Below are 13,004 nucleotides of genomic sequence, written 5' to 3' on the forward strand. Positions count from 1 at the left end.
GCATTCTTCAGGCTATAGCCTTACAGGATCAATCACCACCTCCCTAGGAGGTGGTTTAGGGGTGACAACAAAAAAAGGACCCGAAGGTCCTTTTCTGAGGGCAGATAACCTGACGTTACCGGCCGTAATCTGGAGCGGGAAACGAGACTCGAACTCGCGACCCCGACCTTGGCAAGGTCGTGCTCTACCAACTGAGCTATTCCCGCAATGCATTTCCTGTTATCCGTAATGACTGAAACACAGGTAATGTCTTGATGTGCAGCATTTTACTGCCCCGGACGTATCCGTCAACCTGTTTATACCGCCCCACGGTGTGATTGCTGCTATTTACGCCGCTTTGCTTACTGATCGAGCAGATCTTTACGCGCAGCGCTCAGATACTGGAACATCGACCAAAAGGTCAGGACCGCTGCAATATACAATGCCAGGAATCCAGCCACTTCCACCAGATGATTAGGCCGCCATAACAATGCGACCAGCGCCATCATCTGTGCCGTTGTTTTCACTTTGCCTATCCAGGACACCGCAACACTGCTGCGTTTACCAATTTCAGCCATCCATTCACGCAATGCAGAAATAATAATTTCACGGGCAATCATGGTCGCGGCCGGCAGCGTGATCCACCAGGAATGAAAATGTTCCGCCACCAGCACCAATGCAATAGCCACCATCACTTTATCGGCCACGGGGTCAAGGAACGCACCGAACGCCGTCGTTTGTTGCCAGCGACGCGCCAGAAAGCCATCAAACCAGTCGGTAATGGCCGCAATCACAAAAAGTAATGCGCAACACGCCGGAGCCCACTGAAAAGGCAGATAAAATGCCAGCACGAAAAAAGGGATCAGCACAACCCTGAATAACGTGAGGTATATCGGTATATTAAATTGCATAGGGCATTAACAGCCTGGAAAGGGTGATGTTTGCCACTATGTTCCTACATTGCCCCCCCCGTTTCAATGCTACTGTTTGAGAGAATGGAATATTTTTTCTGCCAGCGCACGCGATATGCCCGGGACTTTGGCTATTTCATCGGCGGTGGCATTTTTCAGTGGCTGTAATCCCCCCATATATTTCAGTAACTGCTGACGTCGTTTCGGGCCAACCCCTTCAATTCCTTCCAGACTGCTCGCCGATTTAACCTTCGCCCGTTTCTGCCGGTGGCCGGTTATCGCATGATTATGAGATTCATCACGGATATGCTGAATAACATGGAGTGCCGGTGAGTCAGGGGGTAACGACATCCCTTCCCCCTCTGGCTCCAGAAACAGTGTTTCCAGCCCGGCTTTGCGGTCACTCCCCTTGGCAATCCCCAGTAATAAAGGATGTGCTTTATTCCAGTCGACCTGCAACGAGGCAAACACCTCTTTGGCCTGCCCCAGCTGCCCCTTACCGCCATCGATAATAATGACATCCGGGATATTCTTTTCTTCCAGAGCTTTTCCGTAGCGCCGTTCAAGAACCTGATGCATCGCTGCATAGTCATCGCCGGGGGTAATGCCATTGATATTGTAACGACGATACTCCGCCCTCACCGGGCCATTGGCATCAAACACGACGCAGGAAGCCACCGTTTGTTCACCCATCGTATGGCTGATATCAAAGCATTCCATACGCCGGATATTTGGCAGATGCAGAAAATCCGCCAGTGCTGCCATACGCTGATGCACGGTGGATTGCTGGGCCAGCCGGGAGGTCAGAGCCGTCGCCGCATTGGTTCGGGCGAGTTTCAGGTAACGCGCCCTGTCCCCGCGGGGCTTACTTTGCAGGGTGATCTTCCGTCCTGCCAATCCGGACAAAGATTCACTCAGCAGGCCGGTTTCAGGCAGTTCAAAATCCAGCAGGATATCGCCTGGTAAGGTACGTAACTCACTGCCCTGCAGATAAAACTGTCCCACAAAGGTCTGGATTACTTCGGCCAGTTCGGTATTTGCCGGCACTTTAGGAAAATAACTACGGCTTCCCAGCACTTTCCCCTGGCGGATAAATAACACATGCACACAGGCCATTCCCGAGTCGTAGGCGATACTGATAGCATCGAGGTCATCTCCCTGATTGGAAACAAACTGTTTTTCGGTGATCCGTCTGACTGCCTGAATTTGATCCCTGAGCAGTGCCGCCCCTTCAAAGTCCAGATCGGCGCTCGCCTGCTCCATACGGGCGACCAGCTGACGCAGGACCTGGTCATCCTTCCCGGAAAGAAACAGCCGTACATAGTCCGTCTGTTGCCGGTAATCCTCTTCGGAAACCAGTCCGCTGACACAGGGTCCGAGGCAGCGTCCAATCTGATATTGCAGACAGGGACGGGATCGATTCCGGTAAACATTGTTTTCACATTGCCGGATAGGAAACACTTTCTGTAATAACGCCAGGGTCTCCCGTACGGCCCCTCCGTTAGGAAAAGGCCCGAAATACTCCCCTTTCGCGTGTTTAGCTCCACGATGGTATGCCAGCCGCGGATGCTTATCGCCGCTGAGAAAAATAAACGGATAGGACTTATCATCACGCAATAACACGTTATAGCGCGGCTGATAGAGTTTGATGTAGTTGTGTTCAAGCAGCAGTGCTTCTGTCTCACTGTGGGTCACGGTGACATCGATATGCACAATGTTCGCCACCAACGCTTCGGTTTTACGGCTGCTGACCTGTTTGCGGAAATAGCTGGTCAGACGTTTTTTCAGATCTTTCGCTTTACCGACATAGATCACCTCATCGCCAGTGCCATACATTCTGTAAACACCGGGCTGATGGGTCACTGTGCGGAGAAACTCCGCAGGGTCGAACGTATTATTCACTTCATTCACTACGCGTTACCGGGTTTGAGTGGACAGAAAAAGAGCCTTGCGGGAGGATACTCTCCCGACAGGTAGCGGACTGCAAATACCCCGGGAAGTCTGTGTGCTTCCACGACATCTCAGGTACTGAATTGTGATTCACGGTCGTCATTTCAAGTATCCTGGCAGGGTATAACGAAAAAAAGCAGCTTATGAGCGCAGCTGTACTCTGATGCCTCCTTCCGGCCGCGAATATCGCCGCGCGCCTAAGGATCTCTTCTTTCAGAGCCTACAGTCATGCCGCCTGCCCCGGTAAACCGGACAGCATAAGCAGCCATCCCTGCCGTTCTCAGGACAGTACTTATCTAAGTATAAGCGATTCTGTGCAGATGACCGGTCAGCCGGTGGAATACAGCACAGAGCGCCATGATCTCAGATTTCGGCCATTTCGCCGCGCATTCCATAGCTGACGGCTATTCTGTCACTTTTGATCGGCGGACAGGGCTGAAAATAATGAACCCTGTATTATGATTCTGATATAATCCACGCATTATGGCGATAAAATGCCGTTTAACGGAGTCGGAAACAATGAACTACGCAGAATTTTCTACTGAAAAAAGCCCTGAAGCGCTATCCCGTGAAGTCACTTGTCTGAAAATGATGGTAACTATGATCCTGCAATCTATGAGCCAGGTAGATTCAGGCAAAGCTATCTTAAAAATGGAACGTTATCTGGCGACGGCCGGTGATAACGAAGATACCGCATTACTGGCTGAAACGCTGCGCCAGATTAAAGCGGGCTATCTGCAATAACGCTGAGTCGTCCTGCCTCAGCCTGAGGCAGGATAATACGCTCCCCGAAGCTCCCCGGCCTTACCCCCTCTTTGCTTTTTTCCACAGTGATATTGCCCGTTACTGCAGGTTTTGCCGGTAATTCCGTTGAAAAAAAGTGCGGTTGGACGGCATTCCCGACAAGCTGTTTTTCCGGCAACGCAGAGTATGATAAAAGATGCCTGAACTATTAAGAGATGATGACACAGGTGGCCTGCTCATCAGGCTCTCCGGGAATAACTCTAAGATAACAACAAGAAAGCTATTGCAATCACAGGAACAGATGCATGACACAACATTCTGACAACGATGTGACCGGTGAAGGTTCACACAAGCTGCGGCGAAATCTTCACAACCGTCATATACAGTTAATTGCCATCGGCGGTGCTATCGGTACCGGCTTATTTATGGGATCAGGGAAGACAATCAGTCTGGCCGGCCCGTCCATCATCTTTGTCTATATGCTGATAGGCTTTATGCTGTTTTTCGTCATGCGGGCAATGGGTGAAATATTACTTTCTAATCTGAATTATAAATCGTTCAGTGACTTTGCGGCCGAATTACTGGGGCCCTGGGCCGGGTATTTTACCGGCTGGACCTACTGGTTTTGCTGGGTAGTCACCGGCATTGCAGATATTGTCGCCATCACTTCCTATCTTCAGTTCTGGTTACCGGATTTTTCTGTCTGGATGAGCGCATTGCTATGCATAGCCACCTTCCTGATCCTGAATATCGCAACCGTGAAGCTGTTCGGTGAAATGGAGTTCTGGTTTGCTATCATCAAGATAGTCGCCATTATTGCCTTGATTATTATCGGGATCGTGCTGGTTGCCGTGCACTACCATGCCCCGGGACGACCTGAAGCCGCTCTCAGCAATATCTGGACCCATGGGGGACTGTTCCCGAAAGGTCTGAGTGGCTTCTTTGCCGGCTTCCAGATTGCCGTCTTTGCCTTTGTCGGCATCGAACTGGTCGGGACAACGGCCGCAGAAACACGCAACCCACAGAAAGTGTTACCCAGAGCGATCAACGCGATCCCGCTGCGTATCATCATGTTTTATGTCTGTTCATTACTGGTGATCATGGCTGTCACCCCCTGGAACGAGGTTGTCCCGTCGCGCAGTCCGTTCGTGGAGATGTTCGTACTGATTGGTTTACCTGCTGCTGCGGGTATTATTAATTTTGTGGTGCTCACCTCGGCGGCGTCATCAGCCAATAGTGGTATCTTTTCAACCAGCCGTATGCTGTTTGGTCTGGCCGGACAAGGGGTCGCCCATCAGCGATTTGCGCATCTGTCCAAACGAGCGGTGCCGGTCAACGGCTTGCTGTTTTCCTGCTTATGTTTGCTGGCAGGGATCGCGCTGATTTACCTGATCCCGAATGTGATGACCGTTTTCACGCTGGTCACCACCGTCTCCGCGATACTGTTTATGTTCGTCTGGTCTATTATTCTGTGCAGTTATCTGGTCTACCGTAAAAAACATCCGGAATTGCATGCCGCCTCGGTCTTCAGGATGCCGGCCGGGAAACTGATGAGCTGGGTGGGACTGCTGTTTTTCGCCTTTGTGCTGGTTCTGCTGAGCCTGCAACCCGATACGCGTCAGGCACTGATGGTAACCCCGATCTGGTTTATCCTGCTGGCTATCGGCTGGAAAATGCAGCAGCGTAAATTATCTTAGTGCTTTAACTCCGGGTACGGCATCTTCGCTTTCCGGTGCCGTCCCTGGGGTTATCACACATCAGCTGCCGGTAATTTTTTCTTTTTCCAGCGCAGTTCACTGATCACAACCGCACAAACAATCAGGCAGCCCCCGGCCAGTGCCGGTAAAGGGAGCCTTTCTCCGGCAATTCTGCCGACAATGCCAGCCCATACCGGTTCTCCCGCATAAATAATCGTCGCTTTTGTCGGCGAAACACTTCGCTGTGCCCAGTTCATCGTCAGCTGGATCACCGCGCTGGCAAGCCCCAGACCGCAGGCACTGCCCAGCACCGTCATAGTCATGTCAGGAACCGCTTCCCCGGCGGGCAGCATAAACAGAAACGAAAAAAGTGAGGCCATCAGAAGCTGGATCAGTGTCAGCCGCCGGGTCTCAGTAGTCCCCGCAAAATAGCCTATCAGTAAAATCTCTGCCGCAATCGCCAGCGTACTGGCCAGGGTGACCATTTCCCCGGCCGAAAAGCCTGATGCCGACCGGACAGAGACGCCGGACAGCAGCAACAATCCGGCAAAAGCCAGAACAATCCCGCACCAGGACATAATACCGGGCGGACGGCGGAAGAATAACCACTGCAGTAATGGTACCAGAGGCACATACATGGCAGTGATAAAGGCGGACTGGCTGCTGCTAATCGTTTTCATCCCCAGCGTCTGTAAACCATAGCCGATAGCTATCGCCAGCCCGATACTGCCTCCGGCAATCCAGTCCCGGAGGCTGGCCCCCCGCAGGGTTTTCAGGGAAAACAGCGAGAGGATCAGGGCTGCGGTACCAAAGCGCAGACCGACGAAAAAGAACGCACCGGATACCTGTACCGCATGGTGCACAATAAGAAAGGTTCCCCCCCATAGCATGGTGATAAAAATTAATATCAGCACAGGTCGGGAGAACAACGGGTCAGTGGTATTGTTAGCAACAGAAGACATCTTTGAATAACCAGTCGCGGGAAAAGGAGAGATACCGGGTGCGGTATCGCCGGGCGAATAACCTCTGCCATCGCCGGGAAAGCGCATTGCAGAAACGTCCGGGGTCTCAGAAAAAAAACAGCTCTGCATCACTGCAAAGCTGTTCACTCATTTATGGGTGCTCCCGCCTGGCAGGATAACACGACGCTGACAGCCGATTACCGGCTGGCCGAATGACCAGCCCCTGCTCCGCCACCGTTTTTATCGGCTGACGGGGAATGCCCGTTCTCTGCCGCAGATTTGTCCGCAGAGCGTGCCCCGGCGGGGGCATCAGGGGCTGCCGGCGAGGAGGCTTTCGGTGCCGGCGAGGCTGAGTTCCCGTCGGTGGCAGATCCTGACGCCGCCGGCGTCGTGGCAGCGGTACTGCTGTTGACCGCAGCCACAGGTTCGGTCGGTGCCATATGCGGCTGCATCACGGTCCCCTGCAATGCATCATTCAGCACATTGGTAAAGTCACTCCAGGAACAGTACCCGTTGCTGTCGGTCGGACAGCCGGTTAACTGCAGGGTGACTCGCTCAGGCGGATGCGCAAGGCTCAGAATATCCGCATTGCGAAGCTGCTCTGTGCTCTGATAGACATATTCTATCTTCAGCAGATCTTTATTATTTTGTTTGTCATGCCAGCGTTCAAACATCAGCTGGCCCCCTATCGGCGTCTGTTCATACTGTCCGGGTAACTGATAGGGCTTCACCTTCAGCGCCGCCAGCAGTGAGGCGATATTCGAATCGTGGCCGACCATAAAGGTAAAGGCCGGGGCGGCAGATTTATCCTGATCGATTAACTGACTGCGAATGTAGTCGACCAGTGGGGCGGCCACGTCGTGGGCCACTGCCGGCGTAGTGAATAACACGTCCTGGTAAGCATTTTTAATGGCTGATAAGGCTTTCCATTGCTCAGGCGTGGTGATTTTCCCCCACGCCACCTGGTCTGCAGGGAAGCCCTGGTAATATTGCAGGGTAAAGGCATCCACCAGCGCATTGCCGGTCTTCAGCGGCCCTTCCACCGACGGTTCTTTGCCTTTGAACAGGCTGAATTTATTATCCGCCCCGGTAAGGCTGCATTTATCTTTGCCTTTACACTGAGGCGAGTTGGCATAGCCGACCACGTCTGCCAGTTGTTTGTAAGCGGCCTGCAGTGACTGCTGTTTTTCTTCCTGCGCCATTTGTTCGGCGGCCGTCTTCTTAAACTCTGCACTGTCACTGTTGATGATCGGATTAAAGACCGGATCCATGGTGCCCATATCATCCTGATGTGTTACCGCAATATCACACCCCGGGAATGCGCCGGTGACAAAGTACTGCGCGGTGGCGACGGTACGTTGCAGACTGTTGGCGTAAACAAAGACAGAATTCGGATCAGGACATTGGTTTTTACTGATAACACCCTGTTGCTGAAGCCAGTCATGGGTATATTTCCCCATGTAAATTTCCAGCACACCACCGCGGGTGGTCAGCTCTCCCCCCGGCACCTGCCACTGGGGCCACTTTTTATCAGAAGATTGTTCAAGGATACTGCCGCCATTGGCCAGCGGTGCCCGGAGGTTATGACGACTGAGGATTAAAACCTGCTCCAGTTGCATACCACCGTCTGCGGCAAGCGCATTCAGACTCACAGGCAGTGCTGCCAGTACAGCAAGTGTACACAAGCTCAATTTCTTAATCATTGTACCTATTCCATGAATTCTGAGGGTGTGGAAAAAATTTTCTGACTTCGTCCGGTCATCAATAGCACCTGGCCAGTAACACTGCCGGGGAAGAGCGCCGGATCAAAGACTTTCTGCCACTATATCAAACTTCCCGGACTACGTAAGGGGGAATCGGCTGAATGCCTGTCTGACAGAGATGCGTTGTGACCGGGAGAGTTTACTACAGATAAAAAAAAACCAGCCATCAGGCTGGTCTTTTTCAGAATTTGGCGGAGGAGGAGAGATTCGAACTCTCGGATGGTTTCCCATCGGCGGTTTTCAAGACCGCTGCCTTCAGCCGCTCGGCCACCCCTCCGTTAAGGGCCAGAATAAAATTTCTTTTATCCTGTAAAGCAAGTTATTCACTGCGTGAATAGATGGCGGAGGAGGAGAGATTCGAACTCTCGGATGGTTTCCCATCGGCGGTTTTCAAGACCGCTGCCTTCAGCCGCTCGGCCACCCCTCCGCAATGAGGCGCACTATAAACATCCCCTTCTGTGTTGTAAAGCCCCCTTTGTATCATTTGCCTGAAAAACAGCCGATTAGGCTCTGAGTGCTGCCTAAATCAACAAATTGTGCATCTGTTCAGCAATAAGGCGGGTAAAGATGGGTAAAACAACTTCATACGACAGCCAGCGGACAGTATCCTCCGTCTATTAATAAAATGACCCATCACTATGTTAAGGAGTCTGTATGGACAGAATTCTTGCCCCCGGACAACACAGCCGTTTACTCAGTACCCATAAAGTCCTGCGCAATACCTATTTCCTGCTGGGGCTGACGCTGGCGTTCTCCGCCATCACGGCCACCGCCAGTACCCTGCTCGCATTGCCCGCACCAGGGATGATCCTGATGCTGGCCGGCTTCTACGGGCTGATGTTTTTAACCTATCGTCTGTCGGACCGGCCTGCGGGGATCCTGGCGGCCTTCGCTTTTACCGGATTTCTGGGGTATTGCCTGGGCCCGGTGCTCAACAGTTTTCTTTCCGCCGGTATGGGTGAGGTGATTGCTCTCGCGCTGGGCGGCACGGCACTGGTGTTCTTTTGTTGTTCGGCCTTCGTGCTGACCACCCGTAAAGATATGTCCTTCCTGAGTGGCATGATGATGGCCGGGTTTGTCGTGCTGCTGGTCGGGATGATCGCCAACATTTTCCTGCACCTGCCGGCTTTGCAGATGGCTCTGAGTGCACTGTTTATCCTGTTCTCTGCGGGTGCCATCCTGTGGGAGACCAGTAATATTATCCAGGGCGGCGAAACCAACTATATCCGTGCCACCGTCAGCCTGTATGTGTCCCTGTACAATATCTTTGTCAGCCTGCTGAGCTTACTGGGGTTCTCCCGCAGTAACTGATGTTTCCACACCTGATACCCTGCCTGCGGGCAGGTATCTTTTTATTCCTGACGGCTCACTGCGCAGTCTTCATTATCCGGCATTGATTTCCCGCGTTGATTACACGGAATTTATTCCCGGGATTCACTCCCCTGGCCTTCATTACACTGCATTCATAGCTTAGCTTTTGTTACACTGCCGTTTTTTAGGCTGCGCGCTACATCACGGAGAGCAGGAAAAGTGAATTTTGCAGGAAAAACCCTTGAGACGGATAGCGAAGGCTATCTGAAACATCCGGCAGACTGGTCTGCAGAACTGGCCACACACATCGCCGGTCTGGAAGACATCACGCTGACAGACGCTCACTGGGAAGTCGTTAACTTTGTGCGTGAATTTTATCTGGAATTTAATACCTCTCCGGCTATCCGCATGCTGGTAAAGGCGATGGCCAAAAAGTACGGGGAGGAAAAAGGGAACAGCCGTTACCTGTTCAGACTGTTCCCGGAAGGACCGGCAAAACAGGCCACAAAAATTGCCGGTCTCCCCAAGCCCGCAAAATGCCTGTAGTCCCGTTTAACGCACCGTAAAGCCCCCGGTCTCCTGGAAAATACAGGAGACATCGGTGACACTCTCTACCCTGGCCGCCGGCGGTCCCCCCGCCTTAATCCACTGCAAGACTTTTTCAACGGCCTCCGGTGATCCCTGGAGCAAAATTTCGACAGAACCATCATCGAGGTTAGCCGCATAGCCGGTAAGACGCCCGGCTTCAGCCTGCCGTCGCGTGCTGTCCCGAAAAAAGACACCCTGCACCCGTCCCGTGACTCTGATTTTCTGCGCTATTCTCGCCATAAATTTCCCCTTTATTACTCTGCGGTTTGCTTTTTTCCGATGCCGGACCGACAATGTCCCCCTTTATTTTCTGGTACCCGATAATTATGACTGCCCGTTTGATTCTTTCCAGAGGACGTGAAAAATCCCTGTTACGCCGCCACCCCTGGGTCTTTTCCGGTGCTATTAGCCGCATCGAAGGCAACGCCATCTCCGGTGAAACCGTGGATGTCTGTGACCATAAAGGTCAGTGGCTGGCCCGTGCGGCTTACTCTCCGCAGTCCCAAATCAGGGCACGTGTCTGGACCTGGCAGGCGGATGAGAATATCGATATCGAATTCTTCGTCAGGCGTATCAGACAAGCCGGTCAGTGGCGTGAGTGGCTGGCCCGTGCCGATGACCTGGACAGCTATCGCCTGATTGCCGGCGAGTCAGACGGGCTGCCTGGCATTACTATCGATAAATTTGCCGGCTACCTGGTGGTACAATTGTTATCCGCCGGGGCCGAATATCAGCGCCCTGCTCTGCTCACTGCCTTACAGCAGTGCTACCCGGAATGTTCGGTCTATGACCGATCAGACGTTTCAGTGCGCAAAAAAGAGGGGCTGCCTCTGACCCAGGGGTTTATTTCCGGCCAGCAACCCCCGGAACTGCTGCCGATCACCGAACATGGTATGAAGCTGCTGGTTAATATTAAAGAAGGCCATAAAACCGGTTATTACCTGGATCAACGTGACAGCCGCTTTGCCCTGCGTCGTTATTCAAAAGAGGCCCGGGTCTTAAACTGTTTCTCCTATACCGGAGGCTTTGCGGTTTCTGCGCTGCTCGGCGGCTGTAAAGAGGTGATCAGTGTCGATACCTCTGACGCTGCGCTGGATGTCGCCCGACAGAACGTTGAACTGAACCAGCTTCCCCTGGATAAAGCGCAGTTTATTCGTGACGATGTATTTAAATTACTGCGGACATACCGGGAAACCGGCGAGAAATTTGACGTGATCGTGATGGACCCGCCAAAATTTGTCGAAAATAAAAATCAGCTGGCGGGTGCCTGCCGCGGATATAAAGACATTAATATGCTGGCGATGCAGCTGCTTAATCCGGGCGGGATCCTGCTGACATTTTCCTGCTCCGGGCTGATGACGGTGGAACTTTTCCAGAAGATTATCGCCGATGCCGCTCTGGATGCAGGTAAAACCGTTCAGTTAGTCGATCAGTTGCGCCAGGCCGCCGACCATCCGGTCATCTCCACCTATCCGGAAGGTTTATATCTGAAAGGTTTTGTTTGCTACGTCGAATAACTTGAAAAAATGCCTCCCGCCCCCACATCAGTGAGGATGAAAAAATCAGCGGGAGGTGTTTTATGATCAGTAGTAAATTTGGCATCGGGCAGCAGGTCCGTCACAGATTATCCGGCACTCTGGGTGTCGTGGTGGACGTTGACGCTGAATTTTCACTCAGTCAGCCGGAAGCCGAAGCCCCCGGCGATGATATCCCCGGAGAAACGCCCTGGTATCATGTCGTGATGGAAGATGAATCCGGCGAAACCGTCCACACTTATATTGCCGAGCTTCATCTGACCGGCGAGACCTATGACGAGCATCCTGATCAACCGGTGCTGGATGAGCTGGCGGCAAATGTCCGGCAGCAGTTACGTGTTCCTCACCGGTATCATTGATGGCTTCCACGGCCTTTTAATTCTGCAGAAAGCCCGGAACGATAAATTTCAATTTTCGGGCACAACTCCGTTATCACCTGCAGCCCCGCATCCCGGGCCTCTGTCACGGCCTGCAGATTGACAGTCCCGGGTTGTAACCATAATGTCTTTGCCCCGATAGCGATTGCCTGCCGTGCAATTTCCGGGACCACTTGCGGATTTCTGAACACATCCACCATATCGACTTTCCCCGGAATTTCTGCCAGGGACGCATAACCCGGCATACCGTCAATCACCTTCCCGGCCACTTTAGGCCCGACCGGGATCACATCATAACCGTGTTCCGCCAGCACCATCATGACCTGCCAGACCGGACGCTGCGGATTAACACTCGCCCCCACCACGGCAATACGACGCGTCTCTCTCAAAATCGCCCGGATCCGGGCATCCTGTCGTTCCAATGTTTTTCTCCGATAGCCGGGACTGCCGATCTGCAGAATAGTGGATCTGCTGGCAGAAGAAATGTACCTATTGTGCCTCTCTGCGGCACAATAAATATGACAAAATGTAAATATTAATGCCATAATGAAACTCAGCTTTTTTTCCGTCACCTTACTTAGCCGACCCGGAGCCAAAATGAAGTGTGTAGCTGCAGTTTTCTGCCTGCTGCTTGGTCTGTATACCTCTGCCGCAATGGCTGTCAGCTTCAGGATAAATCCGGAGATCAACTTACTGGTGCTCGACGGCAATAAACTGCCGGGTAGCCTGCTGAAAGGGGCGGAAAGCATTGAGCTTGAACAGGGCCAGCATCAGATACTTTTTACGCTGGTCTCCGCCCCGCACTCCCCGGTATTTATTCTGACCTTCACGGCAGAAAGTCATATTGTCAGTATGGTATTACCCTCTGCCTCTGTGTTAGCTGAACGCAGTGCGTCAAAAAATCTGCAATTACGGTTAGTGGATGAAAACGGCCTGGATATCACAGCCATTCAGGATCATTTGTCCGAAATACAGGATGAAGATTATGTGCGCGCGGTTATCCGTTATAACCGGCAAAACAGAAAAGCCTCGGTGGCAAAGTTCAGTCTTCCGCCCCGGGAAGCCGGTACAGAGGCAGAAAAAGTATCTGCCGGTTCAGTCCCCGCAGCAGCTGCACCGTCTGCCCGCGGTTCCGTGCAGGCTATCCTGCTCTGGTTACGTGAATTCCGAACCAGTTGAAGCCCGGT

13 protein-coding genes and 3 tRNA genes are annotated in these 13,004 nt (G+C 52.5%); 7 read left to right on the plus strand and 9 right to left on the minus strand.

The features are described 5' to 3' along the window. Nucleotides 1-130: 130 nt before the first annotated feature. The 3 genes from ABD035_RS17355 to uvrC all read right to left on the minus strand — a co-directional run bounded on the left by ABD035_RS17355 (nucleotide 131) and on the right by uvrC (nucleotide 2,792). Nucleotides 131-206 (minus strand) — tRNA-Gly (locus ABD035_RS17355). Nucleotides 207-341: 135 nt separating this feature from the next. Then, a complete protein-coding gene (pgsA, locus tag ABD035_RS17360) occupies nucleotides 342-890 on the minus strand; it encodes a CDP-diacylglycerol--glycerol-3-phosphate 3-phosphatidyltransferase (protein ID WP_212712198.1) in 549 nt (182 codons plus the stop codon). 69 nt (nucleotides 891-959) lie between these two features. Beyond that, nucleotides 960-2,792, minus strand: coding sequence for an excinuclease ABC subunit UvrC (gene uvrC, locus ABD035_RS17365; protein ID WP_343871381.1), 1,833 nt, complete (start codon nucleotides 2,790-2,792; stop codon nucleotides 960-962). A 567-nt stretch (nucleotides 2,793-3,359) separates the two neighbouring features. On the opposite strand from uvrC, the gene ABD035_RS17370 reads away from it, so the two are divergent. Together ABD035_RS17370 and cycA are read left to right on the plus strand one after the other, a co-directional pair. After that, complete coding sequence (locus tag ABD035_RS17370; RefSeq protein WP_212712197.1) at nucleotides 3,360-3,584, plus strand: DUF2594 family protein; 225 nt, start codon at nucleotides 3,360-3,362, stop codon at nucleotides 3,582-3,584. 305 nt (nucleotides 3,585-3,889) lie between these two features. Then, nucleotides 3,890-5,281, plus strand: a complete 1,392-nt coding sequence (gene cycA / locus ABD035_RS17375; RefSeq protein WP_212712196.1) for a D-serine/D-alanine/glycine transporter — start codon at nucleotides 3,890-3,892, stop codon at nucleotides 5,279-5,281. 53 nt (nucleotides 5,282-5,334) lie between these two features. Here cycA and ABD035_RS17380 read toward each other — a convergent pair whose 3' ends face one another. The 4 genes from ABD035_RS17380 to ABD035_RS17395 form a co-directional block, all read right to left on the minus strand. After that, entirely contained in the window at nucleotides 5,335-6,243 is a 909-nt protein-coding gene (locus ABD035_RS17380; protein WP_343871357.1) for a DMT family transporter, read from the minus strand. Nucleotides 6,244-6,440: 197 nt separating this feature from the next. Then, on the minus strand, nucleotides 6,441-7,946 hold the full coding sequence (agp, locus tag ABD035_RS17385) for a bifunctional glucose-1-phosphatase/inositol phosphatase (RefSeq protein ID WP_343871358.1): 1,506 nt from the start codon (nucleotides 7,944-7,946) through the stop codon (nucleotides 6,441-6,443). Between the two features lie 249 nt (nucleotides 7,947-8,195). Next, a tRNA-Ser gene (locus tag ABD035_RS17390) sits at nucleotides 8,196-8,283 on the minus strand. A 62-nt stretch (nucleotides 8,284-8,345) separates the two neighbouring features. After that, nucleotides 8,346-8,433, minus strand: a tRNA-Ser gene (locus ABD035_RS17395). 227 nt (nucleotides 8,434-8,660) lie between these two features. On the opposite strand from ABD035_RS17395, the gene yccA reads away from it, so the two are divergent. Together yccA and ABD035_RS17405 are read left to right on the plus strand one after the other, a co-directional pair. Next, on the plus strand, nucleotides 8,661-9,317 hold the full coding sequence (gene yccA / locus ABD035_RS17400; RefSeq protein WP_212712193.1) for an FtsH protease modulator YccA: 657 nt from the start codon (nucleotides 8,661-8,663) through the stop codon (nucleotides 9,315-9,317). Between the two features lie 219 nt (nucleotides 9,318-9,536). Next, entirely contained in the window at nucleotides 9,537-9,863 is a 327-nt protein-coding gene (locus ABD035_RS17405) for a TusE/DsrC/DsvC family sulfur relay protein (RefSeq protein ID WP_343871360.1), read from the plus strand. A gap of 6 nt (nucleotides 9,864-9,869) precedes the next feature. Here the strand turns inward: ABD035_RS17405 and yccX are convergent, their stop codons facing one another. Beyond that, entirely contained in the window at nucleotides 9,870-10,145 is a 276-nt protein-coding gene (gene yccX / locus ABD035_RS17410) for an acylphosphatase (protein WP_212712191.1), read from the minus strand. A gap of 86 nt (nucleotides 10,146-10,231) precedes the next feature. Here yccX and rlmI point away from each other — a divergent pair, with 86 nt between their 5' ends. Continuing rightward, nucleotides 10,232-11,422 (plus strand): 23S rRNA (cytosine(1962)-C(5))-methyltransferase RlmI, encoded by a 1,191-nt coding sequence (gene rlmI, locus ABD035_RS17415; RefSeq protein ID WP_343871361.1) that lies wholly within the window; start codon nucleotides 10,232-10,234, stop codon nucleotides 11,420-11,422. A 62-nt stretch (nucleotides 11,423-11,484) separates the two neighbouring features. Continuing rightward, nucleotides 11,485-11,799: a heat shock protein HspQ gene (gene hspQ / locus ABD035_RS17420; protein ID WP_212712189.1), complete on the plus strand. Its 315-nt coding sequence runs from the start codon at nucleotides 11,485-11,487 to the stop codon at nucleotides 11,797-11,799. Here the strand turns inward: hspQ and ABD035_RS17425 are convergent. Further along, nucleotides 11,793-12,206 carry a CoA-binding protein gene (locus ABD035_RS17425; protein ID WP_425579738.1) on the minus strand — a complete coding sequence of 138 codons (414 nt, stop codon included), beginning with the start codon at nucleotides 12,204-12,206 and terminating at the stop codon, nucleotides 11,793-11,795. The two genes, hspQ and ABD035_RS17425, sit on opposite strands and share 7 nt — an antisense overlap. A gap of 208 nt (nucleotides 12,207-12,414) precedes the next feature. Between ABD035_RS17425 and ABD035_RS17430 the strand changes: the two genes are divergently transcribed. After that, the gene (locus tag ABD035_RS17430; protein ID WP_343871363.1) at nucleotides 12,415-12,996 is read left to right on the plus strand and encodes a YccT family protein; all 582 of its coding nucleotides are present in this window, start codon (nucleotides 12,415-12,417) and stop codon (nucleotides 12,994-12,996) included. The last annotated feature ends 8 nt before the right edge of the window (nucleotides 12,997-13,004 follow it).

This window comes from Tatumella terrea (genome assembly GCF_039523755.1).
Lineage (GTDB): Bacteria > Pseudomonadota > Gammaproteobacteria > Enterobacterales > Enterobacteriaceae > Tatumella > Tatumella terrea.

Coding starts and splice junctions, on each gene's coding strand:
- ABD035_RS17430 (WP_343871363.1), top strand. CDS start 12,415: ATGAAGTGTGTAGCTGCAGTTTTCTGCCTGCTGCTTGGTCTGTATACC.
- ABD035_RS17370 (WP_212712197.1), top strand. CDS start 3,360: ATGAACTACGCAGAATTTTCTACTGAAAAAAGCCCTGAAGCGCTATCC.
- cycA (WP_212712196.1), top strand. CDS start 3,890: ATGACACAACATTCTGACAACGATGTGACCGGTGAAGGTTCACACAAG.
- yccX (WP_212712191.1), bottom strand. CDS start 10,145: ATGGCGAGAATAGCGCAGAAAATCAGAGTCACGGGACGGGTGCAGGGT.
- ABD035_RS17380 (WP_343871357.1), bottom strand. CDS start 6,243: ATGTCTTCTGTTGCTAACAATACCACTGACCCGTTGTTCTCCCGACCT.
- hspQ (WP_212712189.1), top strand. CDS start 11,485: ATGATCAGTAGTAAATTTGGCATCGGGCAGCAGGTCCGTCACAGATTA.
- pgsA (WP_212712198.1), bottom strand. CDS start 890: ATGCAATTTAATATACCGATATACCTCACGTTATTCAGGGTTGTGCTG.
- agp (WP_343871358.1), bottom strand. CDS start 7,946: ATGATTAAGAAATTGAGCTTGTGTACACTTGCTGTACTGGCAGCACTG.
- yccA (WP_212712193.1), top strand. CDS start 8,661: ATGGACAGAATTCTTGCCCCCGGACAACACAGCCGTTTACTCAGTACC.
- rlmI (WP_343871361.1), top strand. CDS start 10,232: ATGACTGCCCGTTTGATTCTTTCCAGAGGACGTGAAAAATCCCTGTTA.